The 19,952-nt window shown below is 69.0% G+C and carries 23 protein-coding genes; 12 read left to right on the top strand and 11 right to left on the bottom strand.

Annotation, left to right across the window (positions count from 1 at the left end; translation table 11 throughout):
- Positions 1–84: 84 nt before the first annotated feature.
- Together BA895_RS01565 and BA895_RS01560 are read left to right on the top strand one after the other, a co-directional pair.
- Positions 85–885 (top strand): hypothetical protein, encoded by an 801-nt coding sequence (locus BA895_RS01565; RefSeq protein ID WP_070190276.1) that lies wholly within the window; start codon positions 85–87, stop codon positions 883–885.
- 17 nt (positions 886–902) lie between these two features.
- Entirely contained in the window at positions 903–1,592 is a 690-nt protein-coding gene (locus BA895_RS01560; protein ID WP_070190275.1) for a class I SAM-dependent methyltransferase, read from the top strand.
- 39 nt (positions 1,593–1,631) lie between these two features.
- Here BA895_RS01560 and nadC read toward each other — a convergent pair whose 3' ends face one another.
- The 4 genes from nadC to BA895_RS01540 form a co-directional block, all read right to left on the bottom strand.
- On the bottom strand, positions 1,632–2,528 hold the full coding sequence (gene nadC / locus BA895_RS01555; protein WP_070190274.1) for a carboxylating nicotinate-nucleotide diphosphorylase: 897 nt from the start codon (positions 2,526–2,528) through the stop codon (positions 1,632–1,634).
- 14 nt (positions 2,529–2,542) lie between these two features.
- Positions 2,543–4,276: an L-aspartate oxidase gene (locus BA895_RS01550; RefSeq protein ID WP_254666280.1), complete on the bottom strand. Its 1,734-nt coding sequence runs from the start codon at positions 4,274–4,276 to the stop codon at positions 2,543–2,545.
- A gap of 98 nt (positions 4,277–4,374) precedes the next feature.
- Positions 4,375–5,292 (bottom strand): pantoate--beta-alanine ligase, encoded by a 918-nt coding sequence (gene panC, locus BA895_RS01545; RefSeq protein WP_070190088.1) that lies wholly within the window; start codon positions 5,290–5,292, stop codon positions 4,375–4,377.
- Complete coding sequence (locus tag BA895_RS01540) at positions 5,289–6,188, bottom strand: Rossmann-like and DUF2520 domain-containing protein (protein ID WP_070190087.1); 900 nt, start codon at positions 6,186–6,188, stop codon at positions 5,289–5,291. Before BA895_RS01540 ends, panC begins: the two co-directional genes overlap by 4 nt.
- Positions 6,189–6,220: 32 nt before the next feature.
- On the opposite strand from BA895_RS01540, the gene BA895_RS01535 reads away from it, so the two are divergent.
- The gene (locus BA895_RS01535; RefSeq protein ID WP_070190086.1) at positions 6,221–7,315 is read left to right on the top strand and encodes an SAM-dependent methyltransferase; all 1,095 of its coding nucleotides are present in this window, start codon (positions 6,221–6,223) and stop codon (positions 7,313–7,315) included.
- A 4-nt stretch (positions 7,316–7,319) separates the two neighbouring features.
- Positions 7,320–7,913 carry a copper resistance CopC family protein gene (locus BA895_RS01530; protein WP_070190085.1) on the top strand — a complete coding sequence of 198 codons (594 nt, stop codon included), beginning with the start codon at positions 7,320–7,322 and terminating at the stop codon, positions 7,911–7,913.
- A 43-nt stretch (positions 7,914–7,956) separates the two neighbouring features.
- Here the strand turns inward: BA895_RS01530 and BA895_RS01525 are convergent, their stop codons facing one another.
- Entirely contained in the window at positions 7,957–8,355 is a 399-nt protein-coding gene (locus tag BA895_RS01525; RefSeq protein WP_070190084.1) for a glyoxalase/bleomycin resistance/extradiol dioxygenase family protein, read from the bottom strand.
- Complete coding sequence (locus BA895_RS01520) at positions 8,352–9,569, bottom strand: cytochrome P450 (protein ID WP_070190083.1); 1,218 nt, start codon at positions 9,567–9,569, stop codon at positions 8,352–8,354. The genes BA895_RS01525 and BA895_RS01520 overlap by 4 nt, the downstream gene beginning before the upstream one ends.
- A gap of 59 nt (positions 9,570–9,628) precedes the next feature.
- Here BA895_RS01520 and BA895_RS01515 point away from each other — a divergent pair, with 59 nt between their 5' ends.
- Positions 9,629–10,819 (top strand): NADH-quinone oxidoreductase subunit D, encoded by a 1,191-nt coding sequence (locus BA895_RS01515; RefSeq protein WP_070190082.1) that lies wholly within the window; start codon positions 9,629–9,631, stop codon positions 10,817–10,819.
- Positions 10,820–11,128: 309 nt separating this feature from the next.
- On the top strand, positions 11,129–11,512 hold the full coding sequence (locus BA895_RS01505; RefSeq protein WP_070190080.1) for a DUF1801 domain-containing protein: 384 nt from the start codon (positions 11,129–11,131) through the stop codon (positions 11,510–11,512).
- 173 nt (positions 11,513–11,685) lie between these two features.
- Here BA895_RS01505 and BA895_RS01500 read toward each other — a convergent pair whose 3' ends face one another.
- The gene (locus BA895_RS01500) at positions 11,686–12,543 is read right to left on the bottom strand and encodes a tetratricopeptide repeat protein (RefSeq protein ID WP_070190272.1); all 858 of its coding nucleotides are present in this window, start codon (positions 12,541–12,543) and stop codon (positions 11,686–11,688) included.
- 164 nt (positions 12,544–12,707) lie between these two features.
- Here BA895_RS01500 and BA895_RS01495 point away from each other — a divergent pair, with 164 nt between their 5' ends.
- Together BA895_RS01495 and BA895_RS01490 are read left to right on the top strand one after the other, a co-directional pair.
- Complete coding sequence (locus tag BA895_RS01495; RefSeq protein ID WP_139142463.1) at positions 12,708–13,310, top strand: hypothetical protein; 603 nt, start codon at positions 12,708–12,710, stop codon at positions 13,308–13,310.
- 93 nt (positions 13,311–13,403) lie between these two features.
- Positions 13,404–14,594: a lanthionine synthetase LanC family protein gene (locus tag BA895_RS01490; RefSeq protein WP_083282850.1), complete on the top strand. Its 1,191-nt coding sequence runs from the start codon at positions 13,404–13,406 to the stop codon at positions 14,592–14,594.
- A 133-nt stretch (positions 14,595–14,727) separates the two neighbouring features.
- Here BA895_RS01490 and BA895_RS01485 read toward each other — a convergent pair whose 3' ends face one another.
- The 3 genes from BA895_RS01485 to BA895_RS01475 all read right to left on the bottom strand — a co-directional run bounded on the left by BA895_RS01485 (position 14,728) and on the right by BA895_RS01475 (position 15,895).
- On the bottom strand, positions 14,728–15,171 hold the full coding sequence (locus tag BA895_RS01485) for a hypothetical protein (protein ID WP_070190078.1): 444 nt from the start codon (positions 15,169–15,171) through the stop codon (positions 14,728–14,730).
- 95 nt (positions 15,172–15,266) lie between these two features.
- Positions 15,267–15,677 carry a PIN domain nuclease gene (locus tag BA895_RS01480; protein ID WP_070190270.1) on the bottom strand — a complete coding sequence of 137 codons (411 nt, stop codon included), beginning with the start codon at positions 15,675–15,677 and terminating at the stop codon, positions 15,267–15,269.
- Complete coding sequence (locus tag BA895_RS01475; RefSeq protein WP_070190077.1) at positions 15,674–15,895, bottom strand: hypothetical protein; 222 nt, start codon at positions 15,893–15,895, stop codon at positions 15,674–15,676. The genes BA895_RS01480 and BA895_RS01475 overlap by 4 nt, the downstream gene beginning before the upstream one ends.
- Before the next feature lie 116 nt (positions 15,896–16,011).
- On the opposite strand from BA895_RS01475, the gene BA895_RS01470 reads away from it, so the two are divergent.
- Positions 16,012–16,293 (top strand): type II toxin-antitoxin system Phd/YefM family antitoxin, encoded by a 282-nt coding sequence (locus BA895_RS01470; protein ID WP_070190076.1) that lies wholly within the window; start codon positions 16,012–16,014, stop codon positions 16,291–16,293.
- Positions 16,290–16,565, top strand: coding sequence for a type II toxin-antitoxin system RelE/ParE family toxin (locus BA895_RS01465; protein ID WP_070190075.1), 276 nt, complete (start codon positions 16,290–16,292; stop codon positions 16,563–16,565). The genes BA895_RS01470 and BA895_RS01465 overlap by 4 nt, the downstream gene beginning before the upstream one ends.
- 51 nt (positions 16,566–16,616) lie before the next feature.
- Here BA895_RS01465 and BA895_RS01460 read toward each other — a convergent pair whose 3' ends face one another.
- Positions 16,617–17,735, bottom strand: coding sequence for a hypothetical protein (locus BA895_RS01460; RefSeq protein WP_139142462.1), 1,119 nt, complete (start codon positions 17,733–17,735; stop codon positions 16,617–16,619).
- A 184-nt stretch (positions 17,736–17,919) separates the two neighbouring features.
- Between BA895_RS01460 and BA895_RS01455 the strand changes: the two genes are divergently transcribed.
- On the top strand, positions 17,920–18,519 hold the full coding sequence (locus BA895_RS01455; RefSeq protein WP_070190073.1) for a hypothetical protein: 600 nt from the start codon (positions 17,920–17,922) through the stop codon (positions 18,517–18,519).
- 301 nt (positions 18,520–18,820) lie between these two features.
- Positions 18,821–19,951, top strand: a complete 1,131-nt coding sequence (locus tag BA895_RS01450; RefSeq protein ID WP_070190072.1) for an aminotransferase class V-fold PLP-dependent enzyme — start codon at positions 18,821–18,823, stop codon at positions 19,949–19,951.
- Position 19,952: the final 1 nt, after the last annotated feature.

The following is a 19,952-nucleotide window of genomic DNA, read 5'->3' as shown; positions in this document are numbered from 1 at the left end:
GGACGCCGCGCCCATTCTACCGCCCGTGACCACTCCGTGAGCGAGCCTGCACGGTCGGAAACCACGAGCGCATAAGGTGTGCCGGTGGCCGAAGCACCTCTGGATCTTCCTCGCGTCTGGGTCGAGTTCACCGATCCCGACGATGCGGCACAGCGCTACCGCTGCGACCTGACCTGGCTGACGAGCAGCTGGACCTGCATCTTCGGAAGCGGCTGCGCCGGCATCTACGAGGGCCGTCCCGACGACGGCTGCTGCACCCTCGGCGCTCACTTCACCGGTAAGGACGACCTCAAGCGGGTGGCGGCTGCTGTCGCAGAGCTCGGCGACGACGAGTGGCAGTACCACGCGGTCGGCACCGCCACCGGTGGCCGCAAGGACTGGACCGAGAAGGAGGACGGAGCGCACAAGACGAAGGTCGTCGACGGCGCCTGCATCTTCCTCAACCGACCGGGCTTTCCGGCCGGCGCCGGCTGCTCGCTGCACCAGCACGCCGTGCTCACCGGCGTGCAGCCGCTGACCCTCAAGCCCGACGTCTGCTGGCAGCTGCCGATCCGGCGCACCTTCCGCACCGTCGAGCTGCCCGACGACACGAGCTACCTCGAGGTGACGATCACCGAGTACGACCGTCGCGGCTGGGGGCCGGGCGGGCACGACCTCGACTGGTACTGCTCGGGAAACTCTGAGGCGCACGTCGGCCGCGAGCCGGTCTACCGTTCCAACCGGCCCGAGCTCGTCGAGCTGATGGGTGCAGCAGCCTACGAACAGCTGGCGATTCGTGCCGAGGCCCACCTCGCGCAGGTGAAGGCGGTGCGGGCCCGCGGCGTGCGAAAGCTGTTGCCCCTGCTCGTTCACCCCGCCACGATCGAGGCCCAGAAGTCGAAGTGAGGGCAGGTGACGACGGCGTGAACGAGATCATCCCCTCCCCCAACATCTGGGAGAGCCCCGACGTCTACGAGGTCGAGAACCGCGGCGTCGACCGTGAGGGTGTCATCGAGGCGGCGATGAGGTCGGTGCTCGACTGGTCGGGGCTCGACGTCGTCGACATCGGCTGCGGAACCGGCTTCCACCTGCCGGTGTTCGCTCGAGAGGCGCGCTCCGTGGTCGGTGTCGAACCGCATCCCCCGCTGTCGGCCCTTGCGGCAGAACGGGTCTCGCGGATGCCGTCGTGCTCGGTGCGTGAGGAGGGCGCCGCTGCCATCGGCGTGGCCGACGACTCCTTCGACCTCGCCCACGCGAGATGGTCGTACTTCTTCGGGCCCGGCTGCGAGCCCGGCCTCGCCGAGCTCGCCCGGGTCATGCGTCCGGGTGGGGCCGCGTTCGTCATCGACAACGACGCCACCCGTTCGACGTTCGGGCGGTGGTTCCGCCGAGCGCTGCCACATTATGACCCGCGGGCCGTCGAGCGCTTCTGGGGCCGGCAGGGCTGGCAGCGTGAGCGGCTCGACATCCGGTGGACCTTCGACACCCGAGCCGACTTCGAGGCCGTGGTCGCCATCGAGTTCGCCCCCGAGCACGCCGACCTCATCCTCGAGGAGTTCCCCGACGCCACCGGGGTCGACTACGCCGTCAACCTCTGGCACCGCCGCTTCTGACACCGCTGGGTGCAGTCAGCCAGTCGATCAGTCAGTCGGTCAGTCGGTCAGGTCGAGGGCGATGTCGACGATGGGGCTGCTGTGGGTCAGCCCACCGACCGAGACGTAGTCGACCCCGGTGTCGGCGTACTCCCTGACGACCTCGAGAGTCAGCCCGCCGGTGGCCTCGATCTCGACGGGTTCGCCTGCGGCGCGGAGCAGCTCGACCGTCTCGGCGAGCAGCTGGGGAGCCATGTTGTCGCACATGATGAAGCGCGCACCGGCCGCGTAGGCCTCCTGCGCCTCTTCCGCGGTCGTCACCTCGACCTGAACGGTCACGTTCGGGTAGGCGCTCCGAACCAGGTCGTAGGCCCCGGCGACCGACCCGGCTGCGATCTTGTGGTTGTCCTTGATCATGGCGACGTCGTAGAGGCCCATCCGCTTGTTGGTGCCGCCGCCGGTGCGCACTGCGTACTTCTCCAGCCAGCGCATCCCCGGTGTCGTCTTGCGGGTGTCGAGCACCATGGTCGAGGTGCCGTCGAGGGCGTCGGCCCAGCGACGCGTGTGGGTCGCCACTCCCGACAACCGGCTGATGATGTTGAGGATGGTGCGTTCGGCGACGAGGATGACCCGGGCCTGACCCGACAGGCGCGCGATGACATCTCCGCGGTTCAGCCGGGTGCCGTCACCGGCGACCACCTCGACCGACGGCATCTCGCCGCCGATCGTCTCCGCCACGGCAGCGAGTGTCAGGGCGATGACGGGCACGCCTGCGACCACGCCGGGCGCCCGCGCCACGATCTCGGCGACCCGCTCCTGCTGGGCCGGGATCGTGGCCATGGTCGTGACGTCGACACCGTCGGGGCCGAGGTCTTCGAGCAACGCGACCCGGATGAGGTCACGCGCCTGGCGTTCGGGAAAACCCTCGAGGCCGTCAGCGCCCGGCCGCGCGTTCACGGCATCCACGTCGCTCACTCCTGGCCCACCGTCTCTCGTCGCGGGTCAGCGGCCTGGTCGAGATCGAGACCGACCAGGTTCTCGGGAGGCACCTCGAGCACCCGGGTCATCAGCTCACCGGTGGTCGAACGCGACAGCAGCACGTGATGCAGGAACCGGGCGTCGTCTCGGTCCGGAAAGTCTTCTCGCACATGGCCGCCCCGGGTCTCCTCACGCAGCAACGCGGCCCGGGTCAGAGCATGGCCCAGGTGCAGCAGGTTGGTCGTCTCCCAGCTCTTCGGGCCGCCCTTGCGCCCCCCGTCACCGTCAGCCGCGCGGACGCTCAGGGCGGCCAACGCGAGCTCGGTCGCGTCGAGGGATGCCGCCGAACGCACCGTTCCCGACCCGGCGGTCATGGCGCGCTGCACCGTGAGCCGTCGCTTGGGTCGGAGCAGCTCCCGGTCGCCACCCGGGTCGACCGGCGCGGTCTCGGGCAGCTCTCCGGCCGTGAGCCGAGCGGTGAGGTCATCGGCGATGCGGCGCGCGAACACCAGGCCTTCGAGCAGCGAGTTGCTGGCCAGCCGGTTGGCTCCGTGCACACCGGTGCACGAGGTCTCACCGCAGGCGTAGAGCCCCTCGAGCGAAGACCGACCCCGAAGATCGGTCTTCACGCCGCCGCTGGCGTAGTGCTGAGCCGGCGCCACGGGCAGCAGCTCGGTGGCGGGGTCGAACCCGAGCTCTCGACACCGGTCCACGATCGAGGGGAACCGGCGCTCGAGAAACTCCGCCCCGAGATGACGACAGTCGAGGAACACGTGGTCGGTGCCGGTCTCGCGCATCCGGCGCAGGATCGCGCGGGCCACGACGTCACGGGGGGCGAGATCGGCCAGCGGGTGCTGGCCCTGCATGAACGCCACCCCCTCGCCGTCGACGAGAAAGGCCCCCTCACCCCGCACCGCCTCCGAGATCAACGGCTGCTGACCGAGCGAGCCCTCGCCCAGCCAGAGCACGGTCGGGTGGAACTGCACGAACTCGAGGTCGGCGAGGGTGGCCCCGGCTCGCAGGGCCGCCGCCATCCCATCGCCGGTCGCCACCGGCGGGTTCGTCGTCGATGCGTAGATCTGGCCGAGGCCCCCCGTGGCGAGCACGACCGCGCGGGCGTGCGCGGCGCCGACCCCGTCGACCTGGCCCTCCCCGATGACGTGGAGGGTGACGCCGCAGACCCGGCTCGCGGCGTCGGTCAGCAGGTCGACCACGAGGGCGTGTTCGATGACCTCGATGCCGGGGTCGTCCTGCACGCGCTTGAGCGCCGCGATGAGGGCCCGTGAGATCTCCTTGCCGGTGGCATCTCCACCGGCGTGCAGGATGCGGTCGCGATGGTGGCCGCCTTCGCGCGTCAACGAGATCTGACCCGTGTCGCCCCGGTCGAACTCGGCGCCGAGCGCGATGAGGTCCCACACGGCATCCGTGCCCTCACGCACGAGCGTCTCGACGGCCTCGATGTCACACAGGCCCACGCCCGCGACCAGCGTGTCGATCACGTGCTCGGCCGCGCTGTCCTCGGGCGACATGACCGCGGCGATACCGCCCTGGGCCCACGCCGTGGACCCCTCGTCGAGCACCGTCTTGGTCACGAGCAGCACCCGGGCCACGCGCCGTCGCAGGCGCAGCGCCGTGGTCAGCCCAGCCACGCCGGAGCCGACGACGATGACGTCGGCGGTCGTGGTCCAGCCGGGCTCGCGAGACCGCAGGCGTCGCGGTATCCGGATGCCGGTCGGTGGGGTGTCAACCGGTGTTGGGTGAACCGGTGCTGGGTGAATCGCTGCTGGGTCGGGCGGGGTGCTCGGCACAGGGTGTCCCTTCGGTCTCATGCGACGGTCAACACCTCGAGGGCACTGCCCCCGGGGCCGAGCAGCAGTGGCAGGTTGTCAATGAGGCGGGTCGTTCCGACCCGGCCGGCGACCGCCAAGAGTGCCTCACCGCGATACCACTCGGGCACGTCGACCAACGTGTCAGGGTGCACCAGCACCAGGTAGTCGACGAGCGCGAGCGGTTCACGCACGAGCACGGCCCGCGCGGCCCGGCGCACGGCCGATGGCCCGTCGGCTGCCGCCGCGGCTCCGGCGCGCAGGGCGGCCGACAGGCAGGCCGCGGTCTCGCGGTCGGACTCGGTCAGGTAGGTGTTGCGACTCGACATCGCCAAGCCGTCGGGCTCGCGAACAGTGGGCACCGCCACGACCCGCACTGGGAAGTCGAGGTCGCGGCACATTCGCCGGATGAGCAGCAGCTGCTGGGCGTCCTTCTGACCGAAATACGCTGCGTCGCAACGGGTCAGGTGCATCAGCTTGGCCACGACGGTCAGCATGCCGTCGAAGTGTCCCGGTCGTGACTGCCCCTCGAGCACGTCGCCGAGAGGGCCCGCCGACACCCGAACCGCCGGGTCGCCGTCGGGGTAGATGACGTCGGGGGTGGGGGCGAAGACGAGGTCGACACCGGCATCCGAGCAGATCCGCAGGTCGCCGTCGAAGGTGCGAGGGTAGAGCGAGAGGTCTTCTTTGGGGCCGAACTGCAGCGGGTTGAGAAAGATCGTCACGATGACGTTCGCGTGCGCTGCGCGGGCCGTCTGAATGAGTGTGGCGTGGCCCTCGTGCAGCGCCCCCATCGTCATGACGACCGCGACGTCGCCGTCGCCGAGGGCGGAGCGGGCCGCGAAGAGCTCGTCGCGACTGCGCACCACGACCGGGCCGGATGCCGTGCCGTCAGGTCGGGCGGGTTCGTCGGTCACGGGTTCTCCTCCTGGTGGGCGAGCAGCTCGAGCAGAGGCTGCGCCGTCGACGCCTTGAGCCGACCGCTCAGCAGGGCCCGCTGCGCCGTCGCGCGGGCCAGGGCCAGATAGGTGGGCAGGATGTCGGGGGCCACCTGACCCAGCACCCGCACGTGCTCGGCCACGGTACCGGCATCACCCCGGGCCACCGGGCCGGTGAGAGCGGCATCCCCCTGCTGAAGGGCGCCCGCGAGCGCGGCCGACAGCAACGGCTCGAGCAGCCGTGCGGGATCGTCGATGCCCGCCGTCTCGAGCAGCTGCATCGACTCGGCCACCAGGGTCACAAGGTGGTTGGCGCCGTGCGCCAACCCGGCGTGGTAGGTCACCCGCTGCCGCTCCGGCACCCACACCGGTTCGCCGCCCATCTCGATGACGAGCGCCTCGGCCAAGGGGCGGGCCAGGTCGACCGTGGTGACGCCGAAGCAACAGTCCTGGAGGCGGTCGAGGTCGATGGCCGTGCCGGTGAAGGTCATCACCGGGTGCAGGGCCAGGGGCATGATCTGGGTGTCGGCGGCCGACTCGAACACCGCGATGCCGTGGGCGCCCGAGGTGTGTACCACCAGCTGGCCCGGGGTGAAGGTCTCAGTGGCGGCGAGGCCAGCGATGAGCTCGGCCAGCGCGTCGTCGGGCACGGCCAGCAGCACGAGATGGGCACCGTCGACGACCTCCGGCACGGTGCGCACCGGCACCCCCGGCAGCATCGCGTCGGCCCGGGCCAGGCTGGCCTCGCTCACGGCCGACACGCCTGTGACCCGGTGCCCCGCCCGGGCGAGGGCCGCTCCGAGGGTGGCGCCGACCCGGCCCGCGCCGACGATGCCGACGTCGAAGCGGGCAGGACGGTCGAGCGGGCTGGTCACGTGCTGAACGCTATCGCCTACAGTCGGTCGCCGTGGATCCTCTTCCGTTGCTCCGCCCCTGGCGCGAGGCCTGGCACGAGGCGTTGTACGGCGCCGACCGGGGCTTCTACCGTGCCGCCGGAGGGCCGGCGGCCCACTTCAGCACGGCCACACACGGCCCTACGGGAGCGGTGCTCGCAACGGCCCTGCTCCGCCTCTGGATGAGGTCCCACGCCGCCCCGCCCGCCGTCGTCGTCGATGTCGGAGCGGGCCGGGGCGAGCTGGCGACTCACCTGCTGGCCGCCCTGTCCGCCCTGTCCGCCGTGCCGGTGCCTGAGCGAGCAACCCCGCGAACGGAAGTGGCCACTCGACCGAAGCAGGACGCTACTCGCCAAGAGGTGGCCACTGGCCCGGGACGGGCGGCCACCCGGGTGGTGGCGGTCGACGTCGTCGACCGCCCCGACGGCCTGGATGAAGCCGTCGAGTGGGTGCGCTCCCCGGGCGGTAGCGACCTGCCCGCCCAGCTCAGGGGCCTCACCGACGCGTTGGTGATCGCGCACGAGTGGCTCGACGTCGTGCCCTGTGTCGTGGCGCAGGTCGATGAACACGACCGGCTGCGCACGGTGCTGGTCGACCCGGCATCCGGCCGTGAGTCGTTGGGCGGGCCGCTCGACCCGCCCGAGCTGGCCTGGTGCCAGTCGAACTGGCCCGTCAGCCGAGCCGGCGACCGGGTCGAGGTCGGCGCTTCGCGCGACGAGGCCTGGCTCGGGCTGCGCGACCGGGTCGCGTCCGGCATCGTCGTCGCCGTCGACTACGGGCACACCCGGGTCACCCGCCCCCCCGAGGGCACGCTCGTGGCCTACGCGTCCGGGCGGCAGGTCGACCCGGTGCCCGACGGGTCGTGCGACATCACGGCGCACGTGGCGGTCGACACCCTAGGGGCCCACCGTGTCGGTCTCCAGCGCGACGTGCTGCGCGAGCTCGGGGTGGAGGGGCGACTGCCTGACCACAGGCTCGCCGCTGCCGATCCGCTCGCCTACCTCCGCGAGCTGGAGAGGTGTTCGGCCGAGGCCGCCCTCATCGACCCTGACGGCTACGGCGCCTTCTGGTGGGCCATCGAGCCGGTATCCGGTGGCGACGTAGCCTGAGCTCATGCGCCGCTTCGTCACCTCGCTCTTCTCTCTGCTTCTCCTCGCCGTGATCGCCCTCGCCCTGCCGAGCCTCGCGTCGGCGCACGACGTCCTCCAGAAGACGACACCGGCCGACGGCACCACCCTGGCGGGGATGCCGTCGACGGTCAGCCTGCAGTTCTCGGAACCACCGCTCGCCATCGGCACCCAAGTGATCGTCAAGGGACCCACCGGTGACGTTGCCACCGGCAAGCCCACCATCGAGGGCAGCACACTCGTTCAGGCCGTCTCGCCCACCGCGCCCGCGGGAAGCTACACCGTCACCTACCGGGTCACCTCCGACGACGGTCACCCGGTGACGGGAACCTTCTCGTTCGAGGCCAGCGCCGGGGCTGACGGCTCCCCTGCCGCTCCCACCCCAGCGACCAGCACCCCGCCCACAACCCTGCCTGCCACCGCGGCGACGAGCACGGTGGCGGGCGCCTCTGCCTCCACCTCCAACCCGGTCGCGAACGAGGGCTCGTCACTCGTGCCGGTGCTGCTCAGCGTCATCGGCGTGCTCGTCGTGATCGCGGTCGGGGCGTTCCTCGTGCTCCGCGGGCGTCGTCAGCAGTGAGTTCGTCTGAGCTCGTCTGACTTCGTCTGAGCTTGGGGCTCCCTTAGTCGAGGGGCTGCTCGAGCGGCTGGTTGAGAAACCAGCGGTGCCCGAAGGGGTCGTGGAACACCGCGACCCGACCGGCCGGGGGGCTGTCCTCCGGGCCCCGGTCGAGCGCCACCCCAGACGCGACGACGCCGGCGGCGATGGCGTCGACGTCTCGAACCGACAGGTGCAGGCCGACGTCGTTGCCGCGGCTCGGGTCGGGTGCCGCAACGCCGGCGTCGGCGAACTCGTCGGACATCATGAACCGGGCGCCGTCGATGGCCAGCTCGACGTGCCCGATGCGTCCGTCGGGCATCTCGATCGGCTCATAGACGATCTCGGCGCCCAGCACATCGCGGTACCAGGCCATGGCGGCCCGCCCGTCGGAGACGCAGATGTAGGGGGTGAGCTCGCTCATCGACGGCCCCCTTCGGCTGCGACGACCAGCCGTTCGTAGCCTCGCAGCACGAACGTCGGGCGGCGTTGCGCCTCGACCACCTCGACGGGGCCCAGCGCCCGCAGCAGTGCCCGCACACTCACCGCCAGCTCCATGCGCGCCAGCGGGGCACCGAGACAGAAGTGGATGCCGAGGCCGAACGCCAGGTGCGGGTTGGGCTCACGGTCGGCCCGGAACTCGTCAGGCGCGTCGAACACGGCCGGGTCGCGGTTCGCAGCCCCGAGCAGGGCGCAGACCTTCTGCCCGGCCCTGATCGTGACGCCGTGCAGGTCGACGTCGCTGGTGGCGGTGCGCTCGAACAGGTGCAGGGGCGAGTCGTGACGCAGCATCTCCTCGACCAGTCGCGCGACCACGGCGTCGTCGTCGAGACCGGCTATCACGGCATCGCGTTGCTTGGGGCTCGACAGCAGTGACCCGAGGCCGTTGCCGAAGCCGTTGACGCTGGCCTCGTGGCCGGCGTTGAGCAGCAGCACGACCGTGGCGACCAGCTCTCGAGCCGACAGCCGGTCGCTGCCGTAGCGGGCCTCGACCAGCGAGGTGAGCAGGTCGTCGCCGGGATGCTCACGACGATCCGCCGCGAGACTCTCGACCCAGGTGGCGAAGCCGTCACACGCTCGCTGCGCCTCGCGCTGAGACTCAGGTGACGGATCGAGCTCGTACATCTTGACGATGGCCTGGCTCCAGTCACGCAGCTGCTTCCAGTCGTCGGTGGGCGCCCCCAGCAGCTCACAGATGACCAGCACGGGCAGCGGCTCGGCGAACGTCTCGATGACATCGACCTGCCCGTCACGCTCGAACCGGGCCACCACCTCCTCGAGCAGGCTCGCGGCGATCTGCTCGACCCGTGGCTGGAGCCGGGCCACATGGCCGCGCGCGAAGGCTCCGGCCACAAGCCGGCGCAGTCTGGTGTGCTTGGGCGGCTCCGAGTCGAGGATCGAGTCGGCGTGCAGCCAGTCGAACACGGTCCACGGGTCATCGGCTGAGGTCGAGCGTTCGTGGAAGATGCGGCCCAACCGGCGGTTGCGCAGCACGTCACTGGCGGCCCGGTGGGTGGTGGTCACCCACTGACCGAGGCCCTCGTGCCACACGATGGGGGCTTGCTCCCGGGCCTGCGCCAGGCCGGGATAGGGGTCGGCCACGAAGGCGGGATCGTGGAGGTCGAGCGATGTCGTCACGGGAACACTCTGCCCCACTCGCGCGCGGCGCGGGCAGGTACACACGGCATACTCGGCCTATGACCGAGACGACCGCTGAGGCCCGTTCCGGAACCGAGCGCGCCCTGACGGTCGGCATCGGCGCAGGCGGGCTCGCGACGGCCGACATGGTGCTCAACATCGGCCCTCAACATCCGGCCACCCACGGGGTGCTGCGGCTGCGCATCGTCGTCGACGGCGAGCGCATCGTGACCGCGGAGCCGATCATCGGCTACATGCACCGGGGCGCCGAGAAGCTCTTCGAGGTGCGCGACTACCGGCAGATCATCGTTCTGGCGAACCGTCATGACTGGCTCAGCGCCTTCAGCAACGAGCTCGGCGTCGTGCTCGGCGTCGAGCAGATGCTCGGCATGGAGGTGCCGACCCGTGCGGTCTGGGCCCGCACCCTGCTGGCCGAGCTGAACCGGGTGCTCAACCACCTGATGTTCCTCGGCTCCTACCCGCTCGAGCTCGGCGCCATCACGCCGATCTTCCACGCGTTCCGTGAGCGCGAGGAGCTGCAGGCCGTGATGGAGGAGATCTCCGGTGGCCGGATGCACTACATGTTCAACCGCGTCGGCGGCCTCAAGGAAGACCTGCCCGCCGGCTGGCTCACCCGGGTCGAGACGACCATCGCCGACGTGCGCAAGCGCATCCCCGACCTCGAACGCCTCATCGTCGGCAACGAGATCCTCGAGGCCCGCACCCGGCAGGTCGGGGTGCTGCCGAGGGAGAAGGTGTTGGCCTTCGGGGTCTCCGGCCCGATCGCGCGCGCCAGCGGCCTCGACCTCGACCTGCGCCGCGATGCTCCCTACCTCGCCTACGCTGAGCTGTTCTGCGAGGGTGGCCCCGGCCGGGTGGTGACTCGTTCGGCCGGCGACTGCCTCTCTCGTCTCGAGGTGCTGCTCGAGCAGGTGCACGTCAGCCTCGACCTCGCGCAGGCCTGTGTCGAGCGACTGCGGGGTCTGCCGCAGGGGCCGATCAACGTCAAGCTGCCCAAGGTGGTCAAGGTGCCGGAGGGCCAGATCTACTGCGCCACCGAGAACCCCCTCGGCCTCAACGGCTACTACCTGGTCTCGCGGGGCGACAAGACTCCCTGGCGGCTGAAGCTGCGGTCAGCCTCGTTCAACAATGTGTCGGTGCTCGCCGAGATGCTTCCCGGCCAGCTGATCTCCGACATGGTCGCCATCCTGGGCTCGATGTTCTTCGTCGTCGGGGACATCGACAAGTGAACGGCAAGCCGAGCCGGACGACCTGGCTCAGAGCCGCCGGGGTCGTCGCCATCACCGCGACCATCACCCTCGCGGCCGCGTGCTCAGACCAAGACACCGTCGACTCCGTGCCACCGCCATGGCCGACGCGAACGGTCCAGCCCGACGGCCCGGCCGGCGTTCCCGGCTCCACCGGCGGCACGGCCGCGCCCAGCACGTCCCGCCGGACACCCGTCACCTCCACCTCCACCTCCATGACGACGACTAGGTCGAAGACGCCCAAGCCCACCCGAACGACCACCGCTCGGCCCTGAGCGTCAGGAGGCAGCCGTGGTTGAAGCGGGCGCCAGCCAAACCGATGTCGATCACTTCGTGGCCGCGCTCGCGCAGGGCTGGCAGCGGGAGGCCTGTGCTCGGCTGCTGACCGACACCCGCGCCACACCCGGTCTCGCTGAGCACCTGAAGTGGGGGCAGCCCTACTTCAGCCATGCCGGTGCCGCGGTCACGAAGTGGTTCTGCGCGAACGACTGGGTCAACGTGTACTTCTTCCGCGGCCGCGAGCTGCCTGATCCCGCTCTGCTGTTCGCATCCAGCAACAACGAGCGGATGCTCACCGTCAAGGTCACCGCCGACCTTGACCTGGACCGTCGAGCCTTCCGCGAGCTCGTCCGAGCGGCGGCCGCTCTCGCTGGTCGCACATCGGCGGCCAACTGAGAACCCAGAACTCGACGAAGCACTGAGACTGAGACGGCAGACTCAGAACTGGACCCGTCGGATGGCATCGGTGGAGGTCGCTCGCCTTGGCTCAATTCACGCACATAATGCCGATGTGCAGACGTTGAACTTGGGTCCGTTCGTGACGTTTTTCACCGGCCTGCACTCGGGCTCTAGTCTCCTAGAAGGTCGCGCAGGGCGCCGACAGCTAGCGAGTCTCCACCCTCGATCGCAGCCCGATAGTGTCGCTCCGCGCCTGCTAGGTCACCGTTCTCATCGAGAAGGACGGCGAGGTTGTGGTGTGAATGAGCATCTCCGAGGGCGGCGCCGGCGAGATAGGCCGTCTGGGCGGCGTCCTTATCGTCGAGCACGTCGGCGTAGAGGTTGCCCAGAGGCAGCATGCTCTCGAGCTCGCCCAGACTCATGCCATGTTCGAGGACCTGGCGGGCTTCCTCGACACGGCCTGTCGCGATCAGCAAGTCCGCGAGATCGGCCCGGGCGGAGGGGAAGTGCTCTGCCCCTGCTCGCAGAGCAGGCTCCAAACTGGGGTCGAACGAGGTGCACCATTGCCAGCACGCGACGACAGCGGCGCCGGTCTCGTCTCCTGCCGCAGCAGAGCGTTGCGCCGCGGCCAGGGCCGCGTCCCGGTCACCTTGCTCCCGCAGAGCGAACGCCAGTCCGAGCGGGCCGCCACTCTCCCCGGCTGCCTCGGCGCTCTGGTACGCCCGGATCTCGCCAGCCAGGTCACCGAGCTCGTGGAGGACCCAACCGAGGTTCACCCACGCTTCGCTGTCACCGCGGCTGATGGCGATTTCGAAAGCGGTCACGGCCTCAAGCCATCGCTGTTGCTCGGCGAGGCAGTTGCCCAAATTTAACGACGCCCTGGCCGAGCCGTTCTCCGATGCCCGACGAAAGCAGCCCTCGGCCTCAACCAGCCGGCCACCCTCAGCCAGCTCACAACCGAGGTCCGTCAGGGCCTCGACGCCCAGATTGCCAGACCCTCGTAACCGTTCATCCAGATCTGGGGTCATGACCGCCACTGTGCCGCATCTTCCGCGGCCGGCAACGTCGGGGCCGGTGCGCTCACGCCCTGTTCAGCATCGGTAGTCACAGTCGGACCGGTCCGTTGACACGGTCGATGCCGATTTGAGGACGTGCATGACCATGCTGTGGGCTGACAGGTAACGTCCGCAACGTGGATAACGACGACGTTGAGACGCAGTGGACCAAGAAAGCGAGACGATCCTACGAGGACGCGGCAGAAGCCCTCATCGACGCTCTACGAGCTCACCCGCAACTGAACCTTGACCGGTCTGGCCATCAACGGGAGATGGCCGCGTACATCGGCTCGGCCAGGCAACTGACGGCCGCCGCCGGCGCGTTAAACGACGCGGAGTTCGACTGGTGTGGCTCCTTCCCGCTCGCCCTCGATACGGAGGATTCCGATTCCGAGAGCGACTTCGAGGACGACCACGGCGAGGGCGAACCAGTTGACATGCTTGCCTTTGTCGGTCGGTGGGACTTCCGGGTGACTGATGAGAAGGCGGTCCTGCGCTCCGGCCGAAGGGCCTACCGCCGCGCGTGGCCCAAGGATTCCAAGAAGGACGCCCAGCATCGCGTGTACAACATGGAGTCGGCCGCAAGCGAGATCTTGCACGCCCATGGGCTCGCGGGCTTGGAGGCTGCCAAGGGAATGAGTCTGGAGCGCTGGGTCAACACCTTCGTGGCCCTTCCTGCCGGGGCGAGTGACACGTTCGATTCGGATCCGTTTTCGATGGCCAGTCAGGATGACGTCTGACCACACCAGCGACTACCGGATTTGCTGCTCTCCGCGCGGTCGTGCTGATGAGCGCGCCACTGCTCGAGAGGCTTTCGCAGATACGGTCAAGGGATGGCGTGCTCTGATCGCAAGGACAGGGCCGAGGGCGCCGAGCGACTCGGACGGTCGGCGGTCAACTGGATCCTTGGTCACGATGGGGCTGACTGGTCTGAGCCCTCGCTCTACCACGGGCAGGCCGGCATCCTGCTGGCACTGAACGAGGCACACGCACACTTCGATGACCCGGGGTATGCGAATGCGGTCGACCGCGGGGGTGAGGTGCTTTCTGCGAGCCTGGCCGAGGTTGCCGACTGCTCGCTGTACTTCGGTCTGAGCGGTATCGGGTTCACCTTGCACGCCATCGGTAGGGACGAGGCCGCCGGCCAGGCCCTACGGCTGGTGCGGGATCGGTGCCAAAACGGCCGCTGGGGTCAGATGTTCGAGCTGCTCGGCGGCAATGCCGGCATCGGCCTCGGCGCGCTCCATGCCGGCGATATCGACCTGGCCGTCGACGCAGTCACCCCGTACCTGCAGGCTGCGACCAGGACGGCGCATGGAGTGAACTGGCCCGTACGACCGACCCCGCCACGGTCACACCACATCGCGCACGGAACCCTCGGAATCGTGTACGCGCTGGCGACGATCGGGCAGGCCGCCAAACGGCTTGACCTGATCGAGATCGCGCTTGAGGGGGCTGCCGATGTGGTCGGCCGCAACGAGGCCGGCCCCGATGGGTTTCTGGTGGCCCACTCCGACCCACCGCACCGTCCTGACCTCGTCGAGCGATACAGCTTGGGCTGGTGCAACGGGCCCACTGGCAACGCCCAGGTCTTCCGGCTCCTGGCCCAGATCACAGGCGACCTCGGCTGGGAGCGATTGGCGGATCAGTGTTGGCACACCGTCACCACCTCCGGGTTGCCGCAGCGGATCCGGCCAGGGTTCTGGGACAACAACGGGCGATGCTGCGGGACCGCGGGCGTGCTCGCCCTCGTACTCGACCGAATCGTAGAAAGGGGAGATGCGTTCGACTTCGCTGACCGCTTGGTCGACGACCTCACCAGCCGAGCCACCATCGACCGATCGGGAGCGGCATGGTCGAACAACGAGCACCGCGCAGACCCCCCGACCCTGGCGCCGCGCCCCGGTTGGGCGATGGGCAACGCCGGAATCGTGCGCGAACTCCTCCGCTACGCGCGAGTGTGTTCAAACCGACCCGACGCCTACGCGGTCCCCTGGCCAGACCACCCACCCACAACGGCGTGACACCCGGCTCGAGGCGCCGGGTGCAACGCATGCGCGCACGCGACGTTTACTGGACATGCCGCGTGTCGGACGCGATGTTCGCCGACCGTGGCGCCGACCGTCCGGCGGCGTGAAAGCCGGACCGGGGACTTGACTACCGCGGCCCTGAACGAAGGATCGACCAGTCGGACTTCGCCAGTAGCACGATGACCGTCGCTCCCTGAGGCCACGGCAGCTGCGCGAGGAAGCAGATGTCTTCCTCGTCCGTGATGGTCACCGCCGTGCCCTCTTCGACATCGCGGAAGCTGTGTGCCCAGAACGTGTCGAGGTCGCCGAGCAGGAGCGGGTGTCCCTTGCCCTGCCGCAGCGGTTGACCCGCTTGGCAGATGACGGTCATGCCCCCGTTGAGGTGGATGGGCATCTTCGTGAGTTCACGCCCCGCCAAGTCCTCGTACCAGATCGGTACAGCCACCTTGGCGCCGGAGGCAAAAGCCTTGGCTCGTCGAGGAGCGCGACGCCTCTTGCGCTGGGCGAGCCAGTACACGACGAGGACGAACGCGAATGTGCCAAGGATGCCGGTGATGGCGTCAAGGACCATCTGTGATCCACCCGCTGCCGCTCATGCGAAAAGTATCCAGCAGACCGCGCCTACGTCCGCTCATGCCGCGGTCCGCGAGAGCTTGAGGGCAGAAGCTACTCGATGCGGAGGCGTTCGACGGGTTGGGCGGTGAGTTCGGCGATGAGGTCGAAGTCCTTGTCCAGGTGCAGGACGGTGTGCTGGTTCAGTTCCGCGGCGGCGGCGATCAGCAGATCCGGGATAGACGATGCGCGATGGTGGCCGCGCTCTGCCAGCAGGCGTTGAACCTCCACCGCCCGGTCCTCGGTCGCCGGGGTCAGGTACTCCACCGGCATCGCTGCCAACGGCGGTGACCCCATGGCTCGGGACAGCTCGACCGCGGACCGAGCCGAGAAGCCCACCTCGAGCAGGGTGACCGTGCTGATGGCGACGAGGCCGCGCTCGACCCGGTTCGCCCATTGCTCAGCGTCGGGGCTCGAACCCAGCCGAACGAGGGCGGACTTGTCGATGAGCCAGGTCGAGCTCATGACCACGCGTGGGACATGATCGTGTCGTCTGCCAGGTCGGGAAGAAGTTCGGCCACCGCCCGAAGATCGTTCGCGGTTACCGACCCTGCCGTGCGGCGGGCCTCCCGATGCAGGTGTCGGCGTAAATACTCGGTCCTGGAGAGACCGAGTCGCGCGGCCTGCTCGTCGAGCAGGCTGAGGTCCTCGGCGGGGAAGTTGCGAATCAGGACGTCGGGCATGATGAACCTCCTAGATATCCGAAGATATCACGACCCCTTGGTGCGCACTCATCTGCCGCGACACGGAAGGTTGTGTCGCTGGATACGAGCGGTCATTTATGGTCATACTTTGGACCATGACGAGCATTCCGTTGGCCAACGCCAAGGCACACCTTTCCGAGGTCGTCAGCCGAGTGAGCAAGTACCACGAACGAGTGACCGTCACCGTGCACGGCCAGCCCTCGGCCGTCCTAGTGGCGCCCGATGACCTCGCGATGCTCGAGGAGACTATCGCCGTGCTTGCCGACCGAGACCTCATGACGCAGCTTGCCGCCGCCGAAGCCGACCTGGCTGCTGGCCGGGTCGAGACCCTGAGCGAGCTCGAGGCGGCGATGCGCTCACGCCGGAACTCGGCGTGACCGACGCGCGCTATCAGCTGCGGATCGTCTCCTCAGCTCGCCGCCACCTCACCGAAGATCTCCCAGAAGCCGCCGCCACCGCTGCCTTCGAGTTCATCACCGGCCCCTTGCTCGAGAACCCACATCTCGTGGGTAAGCGGCTTCGTCCACCCCTGGCAGACCGACATAGCGCACGACGCGGCACCTACGGCATCCTCTACCGCATCGACGATCACGCCCGAACGGTGACCGTCCTGGCGATCGGCCACCGCGGCGATATTTACCGTGCGTGATGGACCGCAGCGGTCTTCCCCATCTCATGGGTTGTAGCCGGTTCCTGGTGTTCAGCGGTTCATTCCGCCTGGCGCATCGTCGGCCAGGAGCTCACGACGGCGTCGGTCCAGAACGGTCAGCACCTTCTCGACTGCAGCGACAGAGCGAGCGATGTCATCGCGGCATCGGTGGATCTGGTTCAACACCTTCATGTCGCTGAAGAAGTTGTCGAACCAGACGTCCATGGTGCGGTTCAGGGTCGTGAGCTCCGGCATCGCGGGCAACGGGTGCGACTGCCCGTCGATGAGTGTGGACAAGCGCTTGAGATCATCGGCGGCCGTTTGCAAACAGAGGCGGGCCTCGTCGAGACGGCGGTGCTTCATCGAGGAGCTGAACAGACCGCCGCCTCCGAAGGTGTCGAAGGTTGACCAGGAGTTCGCGCGGCGCAGCACCTCCTGCGCCGCCGCGAGACTCTGCAGCGCCGAGCGGGCAACGATGGTGGTCCGCTCGATCTCGCGGCTCTCACGGATTCGAGCGAGCTCACGGACGGCGTCGGTCGCGGGCCCCGTGGTGTCGTCGAAAGGCGTGGGCGTGGCCGTCGCCAAAGCTTCAAGGGCGAGCTCGTAGTCGCGATCTGCGTGTTCCAGCTGGGCTGCCCTCCGAGTGAGTCGGGCCACCTCGTCCTGAAGCGTCTCGACCCCCTCGCTGGCCTTGTCGTAGGCTGCGGCGGTCTGAGCCGCCTCGACGCTCTCGCGCTCAAGATCCGTGGCTCGTGAACCACGAAGCCCCGACCAGAGCCGGGCGACCGACCGGCCCTGAAGGCGATCGACGTCGAGCTGCTCGCGCGCCAACTCTTCACCTAGCTGCCGGCGCACGGCCTCTGCCCGCCGAAGCGATCCGCCCACGAGGCGAAGTCGATGGTTGACCGTTTCGCGCTCGGCCAGGTCGTCCCGCGCCTGCTCCAGGCGCTGCAAGGGGTGAATTACGTCGTCGGGCACCGGGCCAGAGGTCATACCTACCGGATGCCGATATAGGCCAAACGGTTCCAGCCCAGGTCGCCCTGTACAGACACCCCTGCGGCATCCGCTCGTCTCACTCGGCCAAGAGGCGAACGCATCGCCAGCGCACCACGTCGGCAAAAACGGTCCGCAGGCCGGTCTCGGCAGCGACACCCACGACTGCAACGGCACCGGGGTCCTCCAGGAAGGTGACTGCCAAGACCTCCATGCCGCGCCGGCGACGTCGTTCGGGACCGGGCCTGAGCGGCCACGAACCAGGCGGGCACCCCCATCAACGGACCCGACCGGGTCGCCCCCCATTTCAAACAGCCCCCGCGGCCTCTGACTTCGGCGGTTCAGAACCTAGGCTCGAAGGGTGAGCGAGCGATCATCGTGGACCACCACCACCACGCACGACTGGAGGAGCGACGTCGATCCCGAACACCTTGCCGATGTGAGGCGCCGACTCGGTCAACCCGGCGCGGCCGGCGGTCGGCGCCACCTCATCCTCGAAGTGCTGGCCTACGCCAGCGACGAGGCACACAGTCAGAGTCGAACCGGCCACGCCACCGTGATCCTCCACGCCGACGGGCGCGTCACTGTCGATGACGACGGTCGAGGCACCGATACCCGAAGAGACAGCGATGGACGGATCGTCCGCAAGCCCGTCATGGCCACCGCCGATGTGCGCTTCGCCGATCCTGCTGGCTCCCCCCTGCTCCCGGATGGCCTACCGCGACGGGGCATGTCGACGGTCGCGGCCCTCAGCAGCGAACTGATCCACGACAACCACCGCAACGACGGATCGTGGTCCCAGACCTACCGTCGCGGCATCCCTGACGAAGAGCTCACACCCCTGGAGCCTCGCGCGCGGAGCGGGACGAGCGTCACCTTCCGAACCGAGATCATCGGCCCCTCAGCACCGACCGACGAGGATCGGCTGGCATTCCCGTCACTCAACGTCGACCTCATCTGACCAGTCACAGGCACCCACTCTCTTGCCGCCGGCGCGTCCATGGCCTCATTGCCGTCTTGATCACCGCATCAGTTGCAGCGATCCTGCTCGTGGGCGTCGAACACGCCTTCGGCCGGGTCAACGTGCACTCCTTCGGCAGCCGCGAGCTGCTCTACGCCGCAAGGCTGTTCGCGCCCTGGGACAACCAGCGCATGCTGACTGTCAGGGTCACCACCGATCTCGACCTGGATCGCCGGGCGTTCCGAGGGCTCGGCCGAGTGGCGGCCTGGCCGCCCTCACGGCACTGTGAAACGCTGGACCCATGGACCTTCCTCGCGACGAGATCGACCCCGATGGCCTGCTCGAGTACTCCGTGGTGTTCACCGACCGATCCCTGAACCACATGTCGGCGCGCTTCGTCGGCGTCATGCAAGACCTGCTGGGCATGCTGAAGACCACCTACGGCGCCGAGACCGTGGCCGTCGTGCCCGGTGGTGGCACCTTCGCGATGGAGGCCGTTGCGCGCCAGCTGGCCACCGACCAGCACTGCCTCATCGTGCGCAACGGCCTGTTCAGCTACCGCTGGACCCAGATCCTCGACGCCGGCGCGATCGCGAAGTCGGCGACCGTGTGCCAGGCCCGTCCCATCGACACCGGGCACCAGTCGGCCTGGGCTCCGGCGCCCATCGAGGAGGTCGCTGCCGCGATCCGGTCAGAGCGACCGGCGGTCGTCTTCGCGCCTCACGTGGAGACCTCGGCCGGGATGCTGCTCACCGACGACTACGTGCGGGCGCTCGCGGAGGCCGTGCACGAGGTCGGCGGGCTGCTGGTGCTCGACTGCATCGCGTCGGGCGCCCTCTGGGTCGACATGGCCGACCTCGGCGTCGACGTGCTGGTGAGCGCGCCCCAGAAGGGCTGGAGCGGCTCGCCGGCGGCCGGGTACGTGATGCTGGGCACCGCGGCCCGAGAGGCCGTGCTGGCGTCTCGGTCGTCGAGCTTCGCGGCCGACCTCAAGGTGTGGCTGGGGGTTGCCGAGGCCTACCTGGAGGGCAAGGCGACATACCACGCGACCATGCCGACCGACGCTCTCGCCCACAACGCCACGGCGATGCGCGAGACCTTGGACCTGGGTCTCGAGACGGCTCGAGACGCCCAGCTCGAGCTGGGCCGCCGGGTGCGCGCCCTCCTCGCGGACCGGGGCCTGCCCTCGGTGGCCGCCGCCGACGTCGCCGCCGCGAGCGTCGTCGTCGTGCACACCGACGACCCGGCGATCAAGAGCGGTGCCGCGTTCAAGCAGGTCGGGCTTCAGGTGGCGGCCGGCGTGCCGTTGCAGTGCGGAGAGCCCGCCGACTACTCCACGGTTCGCATCGGGCTGTTCGGTCTCGACAAGCTGACCGACGTCGACGCGGCCCTCGCCCGGTTCGAGAAGGGGCTCGACCAGCTCGGCTCCTGAC

The organism is Humibacillus sp. DSM 29435, from assembly GCF_001758225.1.
GTDB lineage: Bacteria > Actinomycetota > Actinomycetes > Actinomycetales > Dermatophilaceae > DSM-29435.
The sequence above is the reverse complement of the archived record's forward strand: the minus strand, read 5'-3'. Positions and strand labels throughout refer to the sequence as shown.